The organism is Kitasatospora sp. NPDC008050, from assembly GCF_042957465.1.
Lineage (GTDB): Bacteria > Actinomycetota > Actinomycetes > Streptomycetales > Streptomycetaceae > Kitasatospora.
Genome location: NZ_JBIBIJ010000011.1, coordinates 83,853 through 97,580, shown reverse-complemented (window position 1 = coordinate 97,580; position 13,728 = coordinate 83,853). Strand labels below are relative to the sequence as shown.

The 13,728-nt window shown below is 70.8% G+C and carries 13 protein-coding genes and 1 pseudogene; 9 read left to right on the top strand and 5 right to left on the bottom strand.

What is annotated here, in order from left to right:
* Positions 1–69 precede the first annotated feature (69 nt).
* Complete coding sequence (locus ACFZB9_RS22305; protein WP_391449658.1) at positions 70–1,494, bottom strand: MFS transporter; 1,425 nt, start codon at positions 1,492–1,494, stop codon at positions 70–72.
* Positions 1,495–2,091: 597 nt separating this feature from the next.
* Between ACFZB9_RS22305 and ACFZB9_RS22300 the strand changes: the two genes are divergently transcribed.
* The 4 genes from ACFZB9_RS22300 to ACFZB9_RS22285 all read left to right on the top strand — a co-directional run bounded on the left by ACFZB9_RS22300 (position 2,092) and on the right by ACFZB9_RS22285 (position 6,082).
* Entirely contained in the window at positions 2,092–3,213 is a 1,122-nt protein-coding gene (locus ACFZB9_RS22300; protein ID WP_391449964.1) for a Rieske 2Fe-2S domain-containing protein, read from the top strand.
* A gap of 582 nt (positions 3,214–3,795) precedes the next feature.
* Positions 3,796–4,074, top strand: coding sequence for a hypothetical protein (locus ACFZB9_RS22295; protein ID WP_391449656.1), 279 nt, complete (start codon positions 3,796–3,798; stop codon positions 4,072–4,074).
* A gap of 113 nt (positions 4,075–4,187) precedes the next feature.
* Entirely contained in the window at positions 4,188–4,640 is a 453-nt protein-coding gene (locus ACFZB9_RS22290; protein WP_391449654.1) for a hypothetical protein, read from the top strand.
* Positions 4,641–4,825: 185 nt separating this feature from the next.
* Entirely contained in the window at positions 4,826–6,082 is a 1,257-nt protein-coding gene (locus ACFZB9_RS22285; RefSeq protein ID WP_391449653.1) for a cation:proton antiporter, read from the top strand.
* A 429-nt stretch (positions 6,083–6,511) separates the two neighbouring features.
* Here ACFZB9_RS22285 and ACFZB9_RS22280 read toward each other — a convergent pair.
* A pseudogene (locus tag ACFZB9_RS22280) lies at positions 6,512–6,838 on the bottom strand (TetR-like C-terminal domain-containing protein); the annotation flags it as partial.
* An 18-nt stretch (positions 6,839–6,856) separates the two neighbouring features.
* Between ACFZB9_RS22280 and ACFZB9_RS22275 the strand changes: the two are divergent.
* Positions 6,857–7,393, top strand: a complete 537-nt coding sequence (locus tag ACFZB9_RS22275; RefSeq protein WP_391449652.1) for an exonuclease domain-containing protein — start codon at positions 6,857–6,859, stop codon at positions 7,391–7,393.
* A 229-nt stretch (positions 7,394–7,622) separates the two neighbouring features.
* Here ACFZB9_RS22275 and ACFZB9_RS22270 read toward each other — a convergent pair whose 3' ends face one another.
* Positions 7,623–8,204, bottom strand: a complete 582-nt coding sequence (locus ACFZB9_RS22270; protein ID WP_391449650.1) for a TetR/AcrR family transcriptional regulator — start codon at positions 8,202–8,204, stop codon at positions 7,623–7,625.
* A gap of 113 nt (positions 8,205–8,317) precedes the next feature.
* On the opposite strand from ACFZB9_RS22270, the gene ACFZB9_RS22265 reads away from it, so the two are divergent.
* Both ACFZB9_RS22265 and ACFZB9_RS22260 read left to right on the top strand, forming a co-directional pair.
* The gene (locus ACFZB9_RS22265) at positions 8,318–9,328 is read left to right on the top strand and encodes a zinc-binding dehydrogenase (protein WP_391449648.1); all 1,011 of its coding nucleotides are present in this window, start codon (positions 8,318–8,320) and stop codon (positions 9,326–9,328) included.
* A 146-nt stretch (positions 9,329–9,474) separates the two neighbouring features.
* Complete coding sequence (locus ACFZB9_RS22260) at positions 9,475–10,410, top strand: alpha/beta hydrolase (RefSeq protein WP_391449646.1); 936 nt, start codon at positions 9,475–9,477, stop codon at positions 10,408–10,410.
* A gap of 120 nt (positions 10,411–10,530) precedes the next feature.
* On the opposite strand, the gene ACFZB9_RS22255 is transcribed toward ACFZB9_RS22260, so the two are convergent.
* Both ACFZB9_RS22255 and ACFZB9_RS22250 read right to left on the bottom strand, forming a co-directional pair.
* Entirely contained in the window at positions 10,531–11,058 is a 528-nt protein-coding gene (locus ACFZB9_RS22255; protein WP_391449963.1) for a transposase, read from the bottom strand.
* A complete protein-coding gene (locus ACFZB9_RS22250; RefSeq protein WP_391449645.1) occupies positions 11,055–11,594 on the bottom strand; it encodes a winged helix-turn-helix domain-containing protein in 540 nt (179 codons plus the stop codon). Before ACFZB9_RS22250 ends, ACFZB9_RS22255 begins: the two co-directional genes overlap by 4 nt.
* Before the next feature lie 340 nt (positions 11,595–11,934).
* Between ACFZB9_RS22250 and ACFZB9_RS22245 the strand changes: the two genes are divergently transcribed.
* A complete protein-coding gene (locus tag ACFZB9_RS22245) occupies positions 11,935–12,438 on the top strand; it encodes a hypothetical protein (protein WP_391449643.1) in 504 nt (167 codons plus the stop codon).
* 412 nt (positions 12,439–12,850) lie between these two features.
* Complete coding sequence (locus ACFZB9_RS22240) at positions 12,851–13,570, top strand: dienelactone hydrolase family protein (RefSeq protein ID WP_391449642.1); 720 nt, start codon at positions 12,851–12,853, stop codon at positions 13,568–13,570.
* The last annotated feature ends 158 nt before the right edge of the window (positions 13,571–13,728 follow it).

The window sequence follows — 13,728 nt, the reverse complement described above, 5'->3', positions numbered from 1 at the left end:
GGGCCCTTCGTTCGTCTCGCTCCCCGTCCGCCCCCTGGTGCAGGAGCCCTCGGGCCGGTCGGCGAGGGCTCAGCCGCTCACCTTCCGGTCGCCGCCCGGCAGCCCCTGGACCAGCAGGGCCAGCAGCAGTTCGAGCGCCACCAGGGCCAGCAGGCTGAGCGTGAAGGCGTGGCCGAAGCCGTGCGCCAGGCTGCCGTAGAAGAGGTTGCCGAGCAGCGCGATCCCGAGGGCACCGCCGACCTGCTGGACGGTGGCGAGCACCCCGGCCGCCGAGCCGACCAGCTGCGGGCGCACCCCGGTGAGCACCGTGGCGGTCAGCGGGCCCATCACCAGACCCATGCCGAGGCCGTCGACGAACAGGCCCGGCGCGAGCCACCAGACGCTGCCCGAGGTGCCGGTCTCGGTCACGGTCAGTGCCATCAGGCCGAGGCCCGCGGCGATCACCACCGCGCCGAGCGCGTTCACCTGGCGGCCCAGCCGCACCGCGACCCGCGGCGCCACGACGGAGGTGCTCAGGTAGCCGCCGCCGATCGCCATGAACAGCAGCCCGGAGTCGAGGGCGTCCAGGCCGTGGCCCTGCTGCAGGAAGACGGCCAGCACCAGGAAGAACGAACCCTGCCCGAGGTTGAAGACCAGCTGGCCCAACAGGCCCAGGCCGGTCGCGCGGTCCCGCAGCAGCGTGAAGTCGACCACCGGGTCGGTGGCGAAGCGGCACTGGTGCACCGCGAAGGCGGCGAACAGCAGCACCGAGCCGGCCAGGCAGACCCACGTCCACAGCGGCCAGCCCTGCGCCTGGCCCTGGATCAACGGCAGTACCAGGGCGGTGACGGCGGCGGCGACCAGCACGGTGCCCGGCAGGTCGAGTCGCTGCTTCTGCGGGGCACGGGACTCGGGGACGCAACGCCGCACCGCCACCAGCGTGACCAGGCCCACCGGCACGTTGATCAGGAAGCAACTGCGCCAACCGAGCCCGAAGAGGTCGGCCTGGATCAGCAGACCGCCGATCAACTGTCCGAGGACCGCGCCGATGCCCATGGTCATGGCGTAGGAGCCGAACGCCCTGGCCTGCGCCGGGCCGCTGTAGGCGGTGCGCAGGATGGCCAGCACCTGGGGTCCGGTCAGCGCGGCGGCCAGTCCCTGCGCCACCCGGGCGCCGACCAGCACCCCGGCGCTCGGGGCCAGGCCGCAGGCGGCCGAGGTGACGGTGAAGAGCAGCAGGCCCAGGGCGAACATCCGGCGCCGCCCGAACCGGTCGCCGAGCCGACCGGCGGTGATCAGGCCGGCCGCCAGGGCCAGGCCGAAACCGGCCACCACCCATTGGACGGCGGTGGGGCCGGCCCGCAGGCCGGTCTGGAGCGACGGTATGGCCACGTTGACGATGAAGAAGTCCAGGGTGGTCATGAAGGTGGCGGTGAGCACCACGGGAAGCAGACCACGCGGGACCGGCGCGGGGGCGTCGACGCGTGGCAGGGGGTGGGACAGGGTGGTGGCCATGGGGACTCCTTCAATGACGATGCCTGGGTGTGAGCGGTCGCCGGCTCCGGGTCGTCGGCCCAGCTGCTGGAGGCCGGTCGTCCCGGCTCTCCCGTCGGCTTGTTGCGCGCTCGTTCTTGCTGGTCACGACGGTAGGCGGGAAGCACGACGGCCGAATCAGTCAGTCATAGGTAGGCCGTGGCCGTTCTGTCCGCACGAACGGGTCGGGCATCCGTCGACCCACTCGGCAACGCCGCCCGGCACAGCCGTCCGGCACAGCGGCCGCACCCGCCGACATCGCCTCCGGCGCCTCCGGCCGCCGCGCTCGGCCGCCGCCCCGTCGGCGCAGGTGCGTTTGCCGTGTCAGCCGTAGCCGTGTGACCGTGAAGTGCCGTTGCGGTCGGCAGTCGCCCTCGGCCCGGGACTGCCCATCGATCCGACCCACTGGCGTCCGCCCCCTCTCGTCGACCGCCCCCGACAGCGGCCGGACCGGGGGAAGGCGGCCGCGGGACGCGCGAGCGGAGGACCCGCCGTCATCGCCGTCTCCTTCCAGTGCCTGACGAGGGAGCACCCGTGATCGAGTTCGGACCCGGAAACGACCGGCCCATCGCTGGTGCGGTGGCGGACGATGCCCCGGTACCGGTGGACGCGTGTCGCGAGACCACCACGGATCTGCGGCGCGTCGGGATCGCCCCCGACTTCTGGTACCCGGTGGCCGTCTCCTCGACGGTGCGCAGGGAGGGCACCTTCGCCGCCGTCTTCGCCGGGGAGCGGATCGCGCTCTACCGCGGCCGCAGCGGGAAGGTCTACGCCCTGGAGGACCGCTGCGCGCACCGCCAGGTACCGCTGAGCATGGGCGTCGTGGAAGAGGAGACGCTTCGCTGCTGCTACCACGCCTGGGCCTACCGCGGCAACGGCCACATCTCGCAGATCCCGTACCTGCCCAAGGGCTGTGAGCGGCCCCCGCGCGGCGTGCGCTCGTACCCGGTGCGCGAGGCGTACGGCCTGGTCTTCGTCTTTCCCGGCAACCCGGAGATGGCCGCCGCGGCGCCGTTCCCGGAGTTGCCGCAGTTCGGCGCGGCCACGCACCGGACGATGACGTTCTCCCGCACGGTGCGGTGCCACTACTCGTTCATGCACGAGAACTTGTTGGACATGAACCACCAGTTCCTGCACCGCAGCGTGTTGGGCAGGATCCAGCCGGAGCTGCTGGGATACGAGAGCGGGCCGCGGTTCGTCGAGGCGCGCTACCTGTTCGTCCCCGCCGGGGGCAGGAAGGACCGCGGCGCCGGTCTGCTCTCCGCCGAAGGGCGCGGCGGACGGCAGACACCCGACGTGGTCACCATCCGCACCGAGTACCCCTATCAGACCCTGCAGGACGTCCCCACCGGCGCCGAGCTGCCGGCGTTCTCCCTCTGGACGGCCTACGTCCCCCAGGATGCCGAGCAGCGCACCTGCCACGCCTACGGACTGCTGATGATCGCCAAGCCGCCGGTTCCCGGGCTCATCCACCTGGCATGGCCGCTCATCCGGCGCTTCACCGAGAGGGTGTTCGCCCAGGACCGGATGGCGGTCGAAGCCGAGCAACTGGCCTGGGACGAACAGGGCGAGGACCGGAACCACGAGGTGTTCCCGCTCATCCTGGAGGTCAGGAACGTCCTGCGGACCAACGGAACGCCGCTCCGTCCCGAAGCTGCCACCGCCGAGCCCCTCGCCGTCGACGGCCCCGCTACGAAGTGACGGCCAGTCACTTCGCCAAGCCCCATGTGCACCGCGCCGATTCACCCGTCGGACACACCGCGCCCGCGTGAAGAGCGGTACCTGGCTACAAGCTGCTGATGGCCAGCAGCAGAGCGAGGATCCCCACAATGAGGCAGACGAGGCCAATGAGCGTCTCAGCGAGGTGATCGACCAGCCATCGACGCAGAGCCGCACGCCGCCCCTGCCCCGGGGCCGGCTCCATCCCCGAGCCTGCCCACTCGCGTGAGCCGGCACGGTCCGCGTCACGCTCGGGGACCGGAACCGCCTCAGGCGGTCTCTCTGGCTCTTCTGGAGTGCTCACCGCATCCTCCGTGTGCCGAACTCGCCGTCGGCAGGTCGCCGCCGACCGGGCTACCTCCAGGATGCTCCTGCGAGGCCTGGGCGTGCCGACGAGGGCCGAGACGGCCCCACTCCTCCGGTCGGCCGGAGGGGGATGTGCTTTTCGGGCAGGGCGTGACGGGACAGGTCGGCCGACAGCGCCTGCGCAGGCCTTACTACTGGGTAGCGTAGGCACCTCCCGACAGGGAGTAGCCGCCATCGCCGCAGCGAACGGACTTCGCCATGACCGCACGGCCGATCGAGCACCATGCGCCGCAGAGCCGGCTCCCGGAGACCATCAGGGAGTTCCGGGCGGTCCTCCCCGACGGCGACCTGCGGGTTTTCAACAGCGAGGTCGAGGACGTGCCGCTGCACGAGATCGACCGGTATCTGGAGGCTTGGCAGCACGTCCTGCGCCTGCGGGCGATCCCCGAAATCGGCGACGCACTGCGCAGCGCCGGCGATCGTCCTGGCACCCCGATCGGCGAGATCTTCTCCGAGTGGGAGGAGGCCGGTGTCTGACCTGCCCGACATCTACCTCGACGACTCCGCGCGTACCGTCGCCGTCACCCTGACTCCGGACCAGCGTCGCAAACTGCTGCACACGCTCCGGAGTATCCAGCGCCAACGGTCTCGTGCTCGCTCCCGACGCCTCGCACCTGCTGGTCGCCGAGACCGGCGGATACCGGGTGCGCCGGTACTGGCTCACCGGCCCCCGGGCCGCAACCGTGGAGCCGTTCGCCGACAACCTGCCCGGGCTCCCGGACAACGTGAGCCTGGGCAGCGACGGCCTCCTGTGGGTCTCGATCGCAGCCCCGCGCAACGCCCTGCTCGACAAGCTGCTGCCGCTTGCGGGACTCTGGCGGATCCTGCTGTGGAACCTCCCCGACGTCGTCCGCCCCAAGCCGACGGCCCAGGCCCAGGTGATGGCCTTCGATCTCGACGGCCGCCTCGTCCACGACCTGCGGGCGAGCGACGGATCCTACGGACTCGTGACCAGCGTCGCCGAGCACAACGGGACCGTCGTGGCGGGCAGTCTGCACGAGAACGACATCGTCGTGCTGGACCTGGCCTCACACGACTCCTGACCGACCAGGGCGCACCCGTCCAGGCGAGGCTCGGTGCTGCCCGGTGCCCCGCGCCTCGCGCGCCTCGCGCGCCCCGCCAGGACACGCGGGAACGGCGCAGCCCGCGTCCGGTGCGGCGGCGCGCCCTATGATCATGACGGCTGTGCCGCCGTCATGATCACGAACCAGGGAAGACAGGTGCATCCGTGATCGCGCTGGTCGTCAGCATGGGCACGCTGTTCGCCTGGTCCCTGGTGGCCGGCCGGCTGACCCGGTGGAGCGTCACGGCGCCGGTCGCGATGACGGCCGCGGGCGTGGCGCTGACCGTGGGACCACATCCGCTGGTACGGATCATGCTGACCACCTCGGACGCCGAGCACGCAGTCGAGATCATCCTCGCCGTCCTCCTCTTCGTCGACGCCACCGCGGTGCCGGGCCAGCTGATGCACCGCCAACGGGCTCTGCTGGTACGACTGCTGGTCCTCGCCCTGCCGCTCACCTTCGGTGTCGCCGTGCTGGCGGGCGCCCTGCTCTTCCCCACGCCCAACTGGTGGCTGGCCGCGCTGTTCGCCGCGGTGACCGTGCCCATCGACCTGGCCCCCGCGGTCGAGCTGATCCGCGACGTCCGGCTGCCCTCCTGGCTGCGCGGGGTGCTCACCGTCGAAAGCGGACTGAACGACGGGATCGTCGCCCCGCTCTTCCTGCTGTGCCTCGCGGGCTTCGAGGCGCACGGCGGCGTCGCACACGCTGCGGCGCACACCCCCTCGGACGACCTCGGCGACGCCCTCGACGCGCTGCTGTGGGCGGTGGTCGCGGGCGCCCTGGTCGGCAAGCCCGGCGGCTGGCTGCTGCGCCGCGCCTGGCTGGCCGAGTGGACCCGGGCGGCCGCGCTGCGCCTGGGGATCGTCGCACTCCCGCTGATGGCGTACGCCCTGGCCATCGAGCTGCACGGCAACGGCTTCGTCGCCGCATTCGTGGCCGGCCTGTTCTTCACCCCGGCCTCCCGGGCGCTGCCGCCCGAAGCGCCGCATCTGCTGGAGGACATCGGGACACTCCTGTCGCTCGCGCTCTGGTTCGTCTTCGGACAGTTGGTCACCCAGGCGTTCACCGGCGCCTTCGACGCCCGGGTGGTGGCCTACGCGTTCCTGTCCCTGACCGTGGTGCGGATCGCGCCCGTGCTGCTCTGCCTGGTGGGCAGCGGGCTGAGCCGGGCCGACCGGCTGTTGCTCGCCTGGCTCGGGCCGCGCGGCCTGGCCTCCATCGTCTTCGGCCTGCTCGCCTTCATCAGCCTGGCCCCCGAGGACCCGCACACCGCGGACCTGATGGGCCAGGTGATGGTGATGACCGTGCTGATGAGCCTGGTTCTGCACGGGCTGACCTACGGCCCGTTGGCGATGCGCTACGACCGTGCGCGCCGGCGGGCCGAACCCGTCCCCGGCGCCCACCAGGACCCGGACCACTGACGGACCCTCACCCGCGGGCAGGGTCTCGGCGCACCCTTGGGCGACACCCCGGCGGTCGTTGCGGCCCGCTCCGTGGACCGGGCCCGCCCGACGCTCCGCGCCGCCCTCGTGCCGGCGCCTCGCTGCGCCCGTGGTTCGTCGTCTTCGACGGCGACGCCCACGCCTACGTCGACGGTGGCATCGACACCTCCTGGTACGACACCAACCACTACCTGCTGGTCATGACCGACGCCCAGAAGGGGTTCGAGGGGAACCATTGCGAGGCCCTGCGGCTCCGAGACCCCGCCGACACCCACTGGCCCATGAGTGGCCGGCCGCTCTCGGAGTCGATCCCTGGGCGTCGGACAGTGCGGTGGCTCTTGAGCGGCGATGCCGTAGGCAGGCAGCCGGGCCGCAAGACCCCGGCCGCCCCTGCGTTCGGACGGTGCGTCAGACCACGGCGAGCCGGTCCACCAGCAGCTCCACCCGCCGCTCGGCTTCCGCCGGCGGCAGCCGCCCCGCCCGGGTCAAGGTGGCCAACCCGTGCAGGGCCGCCCAGAACACCTCGGTGAACAGTCCCGGGTGGACACCGTCCCCGGCGACCTCACCGAGGCTCTCCAGCAGGGCGGCGAAGCCGTCCTTCAGCGGCGCCGGGGTGTCCTCCTGCGCGAACGCCAGGCCGCCGTCGAGCTGGAACATGGCGTCGTAGACCGCCGGGTTGCGTGCGGCGAAGTCGAGGTAGGTGCGGGCGAGGGCGGTGACCCGCGCGCGCGGGCCGAGCGCCTCCTGAACGTCGTGGATGTCGAAGCCACCTGTTGGGCAGGCGACCAACCGCCGGGCGCGGTCAACGAGATCATCGAGATCGGGCTGACCGTCGTCGACCTGGCCACCGCGGAGCGCCTCGCCCGGCATCGGATCCTGGTGCGTCCCGTCCGGTCCACGGTCAGCGAGTTCTGCACGGAGTTGACCGGCCTCACGCAACACGAGGTGGACGCAGGGGCCGGCTTCGCCGACGCGTGTCGGCTGCTGGCGGTCGAACACCACGCTGGGTCCCGCCCGTGGGCCAGTTGGGGCGACTACGACCGCAACCAGTTCACCCGGCAGTGCCAGGACACCCGGACGCCCTATCCCTTCGGCCGGCACCACACCAACGCCAAGGTGGCCTTCGCCGAGGCCTACGGCCTGCGCAAACGCCCCGGCATGGCGCAGGCCCTGGAGATCGCCGGGCGGCGGCTCGAAGGACGTCACCACCGCGGCGAGGACGACGCCTGGAACATCGCCGCCCTCGTTCTGCACCTGTCCGAACGGGGCGTCTGGCCGGATCCGTGCTGACCGCGCCGGGCATCCCTCGGCACACGGAGGCTGGACAGCAGATCGGGGCCGGACGCATCGAGACGGATCTGCGGGATTGGCTCCCAGCCCACCGCATATTCCGCGGAAGCCAGGTGCGCTGAGAATACCGAGGCGAGTGTTCCGCCGAAGCAGCTCCGGAGGCCCCCTGGCCCGCCTCAGGCCCTGCACGGGATTCGGCGAACCGGGGAGTTGTCACCCCGGCCGTGGGTCAGATGCGCGCGCCGTCGAGGATCAGGTCGACCAGACGCGGCACCAGGGTGCTCTCCAAGGGTTCGCCAGTGAGCAGTACCCGGGCGAGAAGGGGGCCCGCGATGGCCTCGACCAGCAGGTGGGGATCGGTATCCGCGGGCAGGTCCCCTCGGTCGATGCCACGCCGGACGACGGCTTCGGCGCGGTGCATGCGGGCTTGCCAGTAGGAGCGCCGGCCCTCCTCCAGGTCGTCTTCGCCGCGCACCGTGCCGAGGTGCAGCAGCGCGGTGCCGGCCGGCGTCGCGAGGTACCGGGCCAGCGCCGTGAACAGTGCTGACAGGTCTGTGCGTACGTCGCCCGTGTCCGGTGTCGGGAGTGCCGCATCGGAGTGCGTGGCCAGCGCGTCGAAGACGAGGTTCTCGCGGGTCTTCCAGCGTCGGTAGACGGAGGTCTCGTGGACACCGGCCGCGCGGGCGACGGAGGCCACCGTGGTCGCGGCCAGACCCTGCGAGGTGAGCAGGTCGACGGTGGCGGCCAGAACGGCCTGCCGCACCCGTTCACCGCGCCGCCTGAGCGGCGGCACTTCTCTGTCGTCCGTCACGACACCGAGCCTATCGCAAGTGGCCTTGCGATAGGCGGCCGACGGACGTACGTTGGAACGCAAGACGACTTGCGATAGCCCGCAGGCCACCAACCGAAACGGACGAACCCGCCATGGACCTCATGCGTGCCGCGCGGCTGCACATCCCCTCCCACACGCTGACAATCGAGGACGTGTCCAGGCCCGTGCCCGGTGCCGGGCAGGTACTGGTGAAGGTCGAGGCGGCCGGCGTGTGCCTGTCCGACGTCCACCTGATCGACGGCACCCTCACGCCGACCCACCTGCAGGCAGACACCGTCACCCTCGGGCACGAGGTCGCCGGGACGATCGCCGAACTCGGGCCGGACGTGACCGGCTGGACGGCCGGGCAGCGGGTCGTGCTGCAGGCAGGCGAGGTCCGCGACGGCCGCCTCCTCACCCGAGGGGTCGACTACGACGGCGGCTGGGCCGAGTACGCACTGGCCAGTACCGGAACGCTATTCGCCCTGCCCGACACGCTCCCCATCGAACAGGCCGCGATCATCCCGGACGCCGTCTCCACCCCCTGGGGAGCCATCACCACCACCGCCGAGGTCCGCCCCGCCCAGGCCGTCGGCGTCTGGGGCATCGGCGGGCTCGGCGCCCACGCCGTCCAACTGCTGCGCACCGTCGGCGCCTACCCCATCATCGCCGTCGACCCCGTCCCGGCCGCCCGGCGGCGTGCCCTGGACTTCGGCGCCGACCTGGCCCTGGACCCCATCGACCCCCAGCTGCGCGAGCAGGTCCTGGCCGCCACCGACAACCGGGGGCTGGACGCCGCGTTCGACTTCGCCGGCGTCACCGCCGTCCGCGAACAGGCCCTGACCGTCCTGGCCCCCAAGGGGCGCCTGGTCCTGGTCGGACTGACCGACAAACCGCTGACCGTCACCGACGGCACCCGCTTCAGCTACCTCCAGCACCAGATCCTCGGCCACTACGGCTCCGAGGACAACGCCGTCCCGCAGCTGGTCGCCCTGACCGAAGGCGGCCGACTGGACTTCTCACGCTCCATCACCGACGTGCTGCCACTGGCCGCCGCCGCCAAGGCAGTCCAGCGCCTGCACACCAAGGAAGGCGACCCGATCCGGCTGATCCTGCGCCCCTGAGCCCCTCCCTCCCCATGCGGGCAAGGGAAGCCGCTGCCCACCCGCCCGCCTCCGGTAGCGGCAACCGCACCGTGACCGCACGATGCGAAGACCCGAGCCGCCCCCGGTGCCCCCGGCCACACCCCATCGAAGGAAAGGTGCCTCCCATGCCCGTCGACCCGACCATCGCCGCCATCCTCGACCAGGTCAACGCCCAGCCCATCCCCCGCGTCGTCGACACCGACCCCGAGGTGCTGCGCGAGGTGAACCGGCAGTTGGGCGCCGGCGTCAAGCTGACCGAGCCGATCGAGGTCGGCTCGGTGGAGAACACCACCGTCCCCGGACCCGCCGGGCCGATCCCCGTCCGCGTCTACCGGCCGACAGACGACGGGCCCGTCCCCACCGTGGTCTTCTTCCACGGCGGCGGCTGGCTCACCGGCGACCTAGACACCCACGACGACGTCACCCGACGGATGTCCCGCGACGTGAACGCCGTGGTCGTGGCCGTCGACTACCGCCTGGCCCCCGAGCACCCCTTCCCCGCCGCCTACGACGACTGCCTCGCTGTCGCCCACCACGTCGCCGAGCACATCGACGACTACGGCGCCCGCCGCGACCGGCTCGCCGTGGCCGGCGACAGCGCCGGAGGAAACCTCGCCGCCGCCGTCGCCCTCACCTTCCGCGACGAAGACCGCCCGCTCGCCGCCCAGCTGCTCGTCTATCCCGCCACCGACTTCATCGGCGACTACCCCTCACGCACCGAGAACGCCGCCGGCTACGTCCTCGGCACCCAGGACGTCCTGGACCTGCAACACCTCTACGCAGGCGACGACCCCGCCGTCCGCGGCTCCTACCAGGTATCCCCGCTGCGCGCCGAGAGCTTCACCGACCTCGCGCCCGCCATCATCGGCACCGCCCAGTACGACCCGCTGCGCGACGAGGGCGACGCCTACGCCGAAGAACTGAAGAACGCCGGCGTCGACGTCTTCGCCCGCACCTACGACGGACTGATCCACACCTTCCTCAACCTCTTCCCCATCTCCCCCGCCGCCGACGACGCCGTCACCGAGCTGTACGCCCACCTCAAGGAACGACTCAGCTGACCCCTCCCGAACCGGCGCGGATCGCAAACGGCAGGGCCGGACCAGATCAACTGAGACAGCAACTGCCATCCGTAGAACTGACTACTGAATTTGAATGCGTGATGTCGGGTCTGGTCGTGATCAGCCGTCCATGATCAGACCGGCCTGAGTGAGTGCTCCGTCGATCAGGTGCGGGCGGTACTGGATCTTCTTGAGGCGTCGTTTGACGGCTTTGGCCAGGTGGTCGATGCTGGCGACCGCGAGGTTGCCGATGCCACGTTTGACCAGTGACCAGATGCCTTCCTGAGGGTTGAGGTCTGGTGCGTACGAGGGGAGTTGGAATACGGTCAGCCAGTCGTGGTTGGCCGCGATGAACTCCTTCATAGGTGGCATCAGGTGGGCGGATAGGTTGTCCCAGACGAGCACGATCGGGCCACCGAGCTGGGTGCGTGCTCGCAGGACCAGGTCGCGGTAGTCCTTCCACGTGAAACCCTTGGGCTCACCCTTGCGGCCTCGGTGGACGCGGAACCCGTAGATGAGACGGGAGCGTTGCCCCCTCTTGTAGCAGCTCATCCCGGCCATCGACACCCTGCCGGACCCGCTGCCCCGGACCCGTACGACGGGCGTGCGGCCCACGCGGCCCCAGGTTCTGACACGCGGCGGTCTCAGCGACTGCCCGGCCTCGTCCTCGAAGACGAGCCAGGCCCCGCGAGCCGCCGCGGCGCTTTTACCCGCGGCCAGACCTCCTTCCTCCAGAGCTCGACGGCCGCGTCGTCACGTTCGATCGCCCGACGGGCCGGCTGCTGCCAGGACCAGCCGTGGCGCTTGAGCAGGGCCCACGTCCCCTCGACGGTGTAGGCCACGTGGAACAACCGCCCGATAAGCGTCTTCACCCGGGCCAGTGTCCAGCGCTGATCCTCCCAACCGTGGACCAGCGGACCACGCTCCAACTCCTTCTCGAGTCGGGCTACTTGCGCCTCGCTCAGCCTCTGCCTACCCGGCGATCCCTTCGAAGCGACGCCAGACTCACCGCGTTCTCGCCACTGCCGCCGCCAGCGTTCCACCAACCGCTCCGACACCCGCAACGCGGCAGCGATCTCCCTGTTCTTCTCCCCGCCCTCGAAGCGGACCACGGCCTGAAGCCGGATCCGCTCCCGTGCGGCCCTCTCGGCGTCGGTCAAGCCGCCGCCCTGCGCGTACCTCACAGAACCACAGCTACCGGACCCGAACCCTCGCCGTCAGGCGAACGGACCGACTTCACTCATTCAAGTTCAGTAGCCGTTGTTCTATCGAGTTTGGTGATCGTGAGTTCGAGCTTGCCGACTCGGTCGGGTGGTCTTCTGGTCGGCTGGGCATGAAAGTGGGACCTCCCGCACAGCTCGTGGGTGTCGAATCCAGCCGAGCAACAGGAGGCCCCTGGTGCCGCAGTCTTCCGTGTCCGTGCCGTTGCCGTCCAACTCGGCTGCTCTGTCGTGTGATTGCCTCGCTCACCGGTTCGGGAATGCCGATGACCGGCCGCACAGGCGTCCGAGGTACCCCTCGGACATGACCGACGTGGAGTGGGCGGTCGTGCGCGACGCGATGCCCGTGCCCGCCTGGCCGGAAGGCCGCGGCGGGCAGCCGGAGGGCTACTGCCACCGGCAGCTGGTCGACGCCGTGCGCTACCTGGTCGCGGGCCTTACGAAGCTGGCGTCAATCAAACGTCTACTGGCTGCTGGTCGACTGCGGGCACTGACCCCTTCGAGTCCTTGGAAGACCATAATGATCAAGCGTGCAGTAGTGGGCGTGACGGCAGCCGCGCTGTTCAGCCTCGGTACCGGTGTGGCGCTCGCAAACGCGGGCGTGGACAGCGCCGCCCGGCCGGCTGGAGACGGGACGTACGTCCCCGTGGCGGAGCCCACTCAGGACCGTTCGGAGCACCAGGTTCAGGAGTTCCCCTTCTGGCTTCACCACGCGAACGTGGATAGTGCTTCTGACGCCGCCCCGGCTGATTGGTGGCATGCTCATGTGAACGCAGAGGGCTGGAGCGGCAAGCGCTTCGACGAGTGATCCCTCGGCTTTGCCCGCCGGTGCCCATGCACCGGCGGGCATTTGCTGTTGCGCGGCGCACTCTTCAGACCGCCTCAGGACGTCCTCACAGGCCTGACAGCGCCTGTCACGCATTTGAGACGGGACTCAGGAGGCCGAAGACTCCATCGCCGACGGAGAATCCGTCCACATCCGCGGCGCCGGCCTCGACGACGCCCGACAGGTCGGTGCTCGGTGGCATCCGGCCGTGGAGCCCGCGCAATAATCCGTTTGGCGGACCACGGCGACCACTGCTACCTTTCCGGAGGCCGTGCGAGAGAACGAGGAGGTGGTACCCGTGAACGTAACGACATGGGTGCTCTCCTCCGGGGTCACGGTCGGGCGATAGGTCGTCCGGGAGCGCCGTTCAAGAGCTCTCCCGAAAGGCACGACCGTGCAATTCACCTCTGAACAACACCTCGATGACGGCGTCCTCGAACGCGAATTCACCCTCGGCGAGATCCCCGGCACCCTGTGGACGCCTGGATCAGCACCGGCTCCGCTGATCCTGATGGCCCACAACAACGGCCTGCCCAAGCGGGAAGCCCGGCTGGTGGCCCGGGCCCGTCAGACCGCAGCGTACGGCTACGCGGTGGCCACCATCGACGCCGCCGGGTGTGGCGACCGGCCCCGTTCCGCCGCCGACGAGCAGGCCCGCGCCGACCTCCGCCGAGCGATGCAAGCCGGCGAGCCGGTCGACGAGATCTTCGAGTCCTTCATCGGCCCACTGGTCGAAAAGGCGGTCCCGGAATGGCGGACCACCCTGGACGCCCTCCTTTCGCTGCCCGAGATCGCCGGCCCGGTCGGGTACTCGGGGTGGACCGCCGTCGGCATTCGGCTGGCGGTGGCCGAGCCGCGCATCGCGGCCGCCGGCCTCTTCGCCGGGGGCTACGTGCCCCGCGCCCAGCGCGAAGAGGCCCGACAAGTCACCGTTCCGCTGCTGTTCCTGCTGCAGTGGGACGATGAAGGCAACCCCCGGCAGCGAGCCCTGGACCTGTTCGACGCCTTCGGCAGCAAGGAGAAGACGCTGCACGCCAATCTGGGCGGGCACACCGGCACCCCGTGGTTCGAGGTGAAGGAGGGGAGCCGGTTCTACGACCGGCACCTGAGGTGAGCCCGGGCCGCCGGGCCGGCAGCAGCCGGTAGGCGATGCCGGCCAGGATGCTGCTCGTTGCGGACAGCTCCCGGCCCACCTCCGCTCGCTGCACCGCGGGCCCCTGCCAACTCGGCAGGGGCCCGCGGTGCCCGAAGCCATAACTGTTCGTTTTCTGC

Bases quoted from the DNA above. Each gene is read 5' to 3' on its own strand.
- ACFZB9_RS22305 (WP_391449658.1), bottom strand. From the start codon at position 1,494: ATGGCCACCACCCTGTCCCACCCCCTGCCACGCGTCGACGCCCCCGCG.
- ACFZB9_RS22295 (WP_391449656.1), top strand. From the start codon at position 3,796: ATGACCGCACGGCCGATCGAGCACCATGCGCCGCAGAGCCGGCTCCCG.
- ACFZB9_RS22265 (WP_391449648.1), top strand. From the start codon at position 8,318: ATGGACCTCATGCGTGCCGCGCGGCTGCACATCCCCTCCCACACGCTG.
- ACFZB9_RS22260 (WP_391449646.1), top strand. From the start codon at position 9,475: ATGCCCGTCGACCCGACCATCGCCGCCATCCTCGACCAGGTCAACGCC.
- ACFZB9_RS22245 (WP_391449643.1), top strand. From the start codon at position 11,935: ATGACCGACGTGGAGTGGGCGGTCGTGCGCGACGCGATGCCCGTGCCC.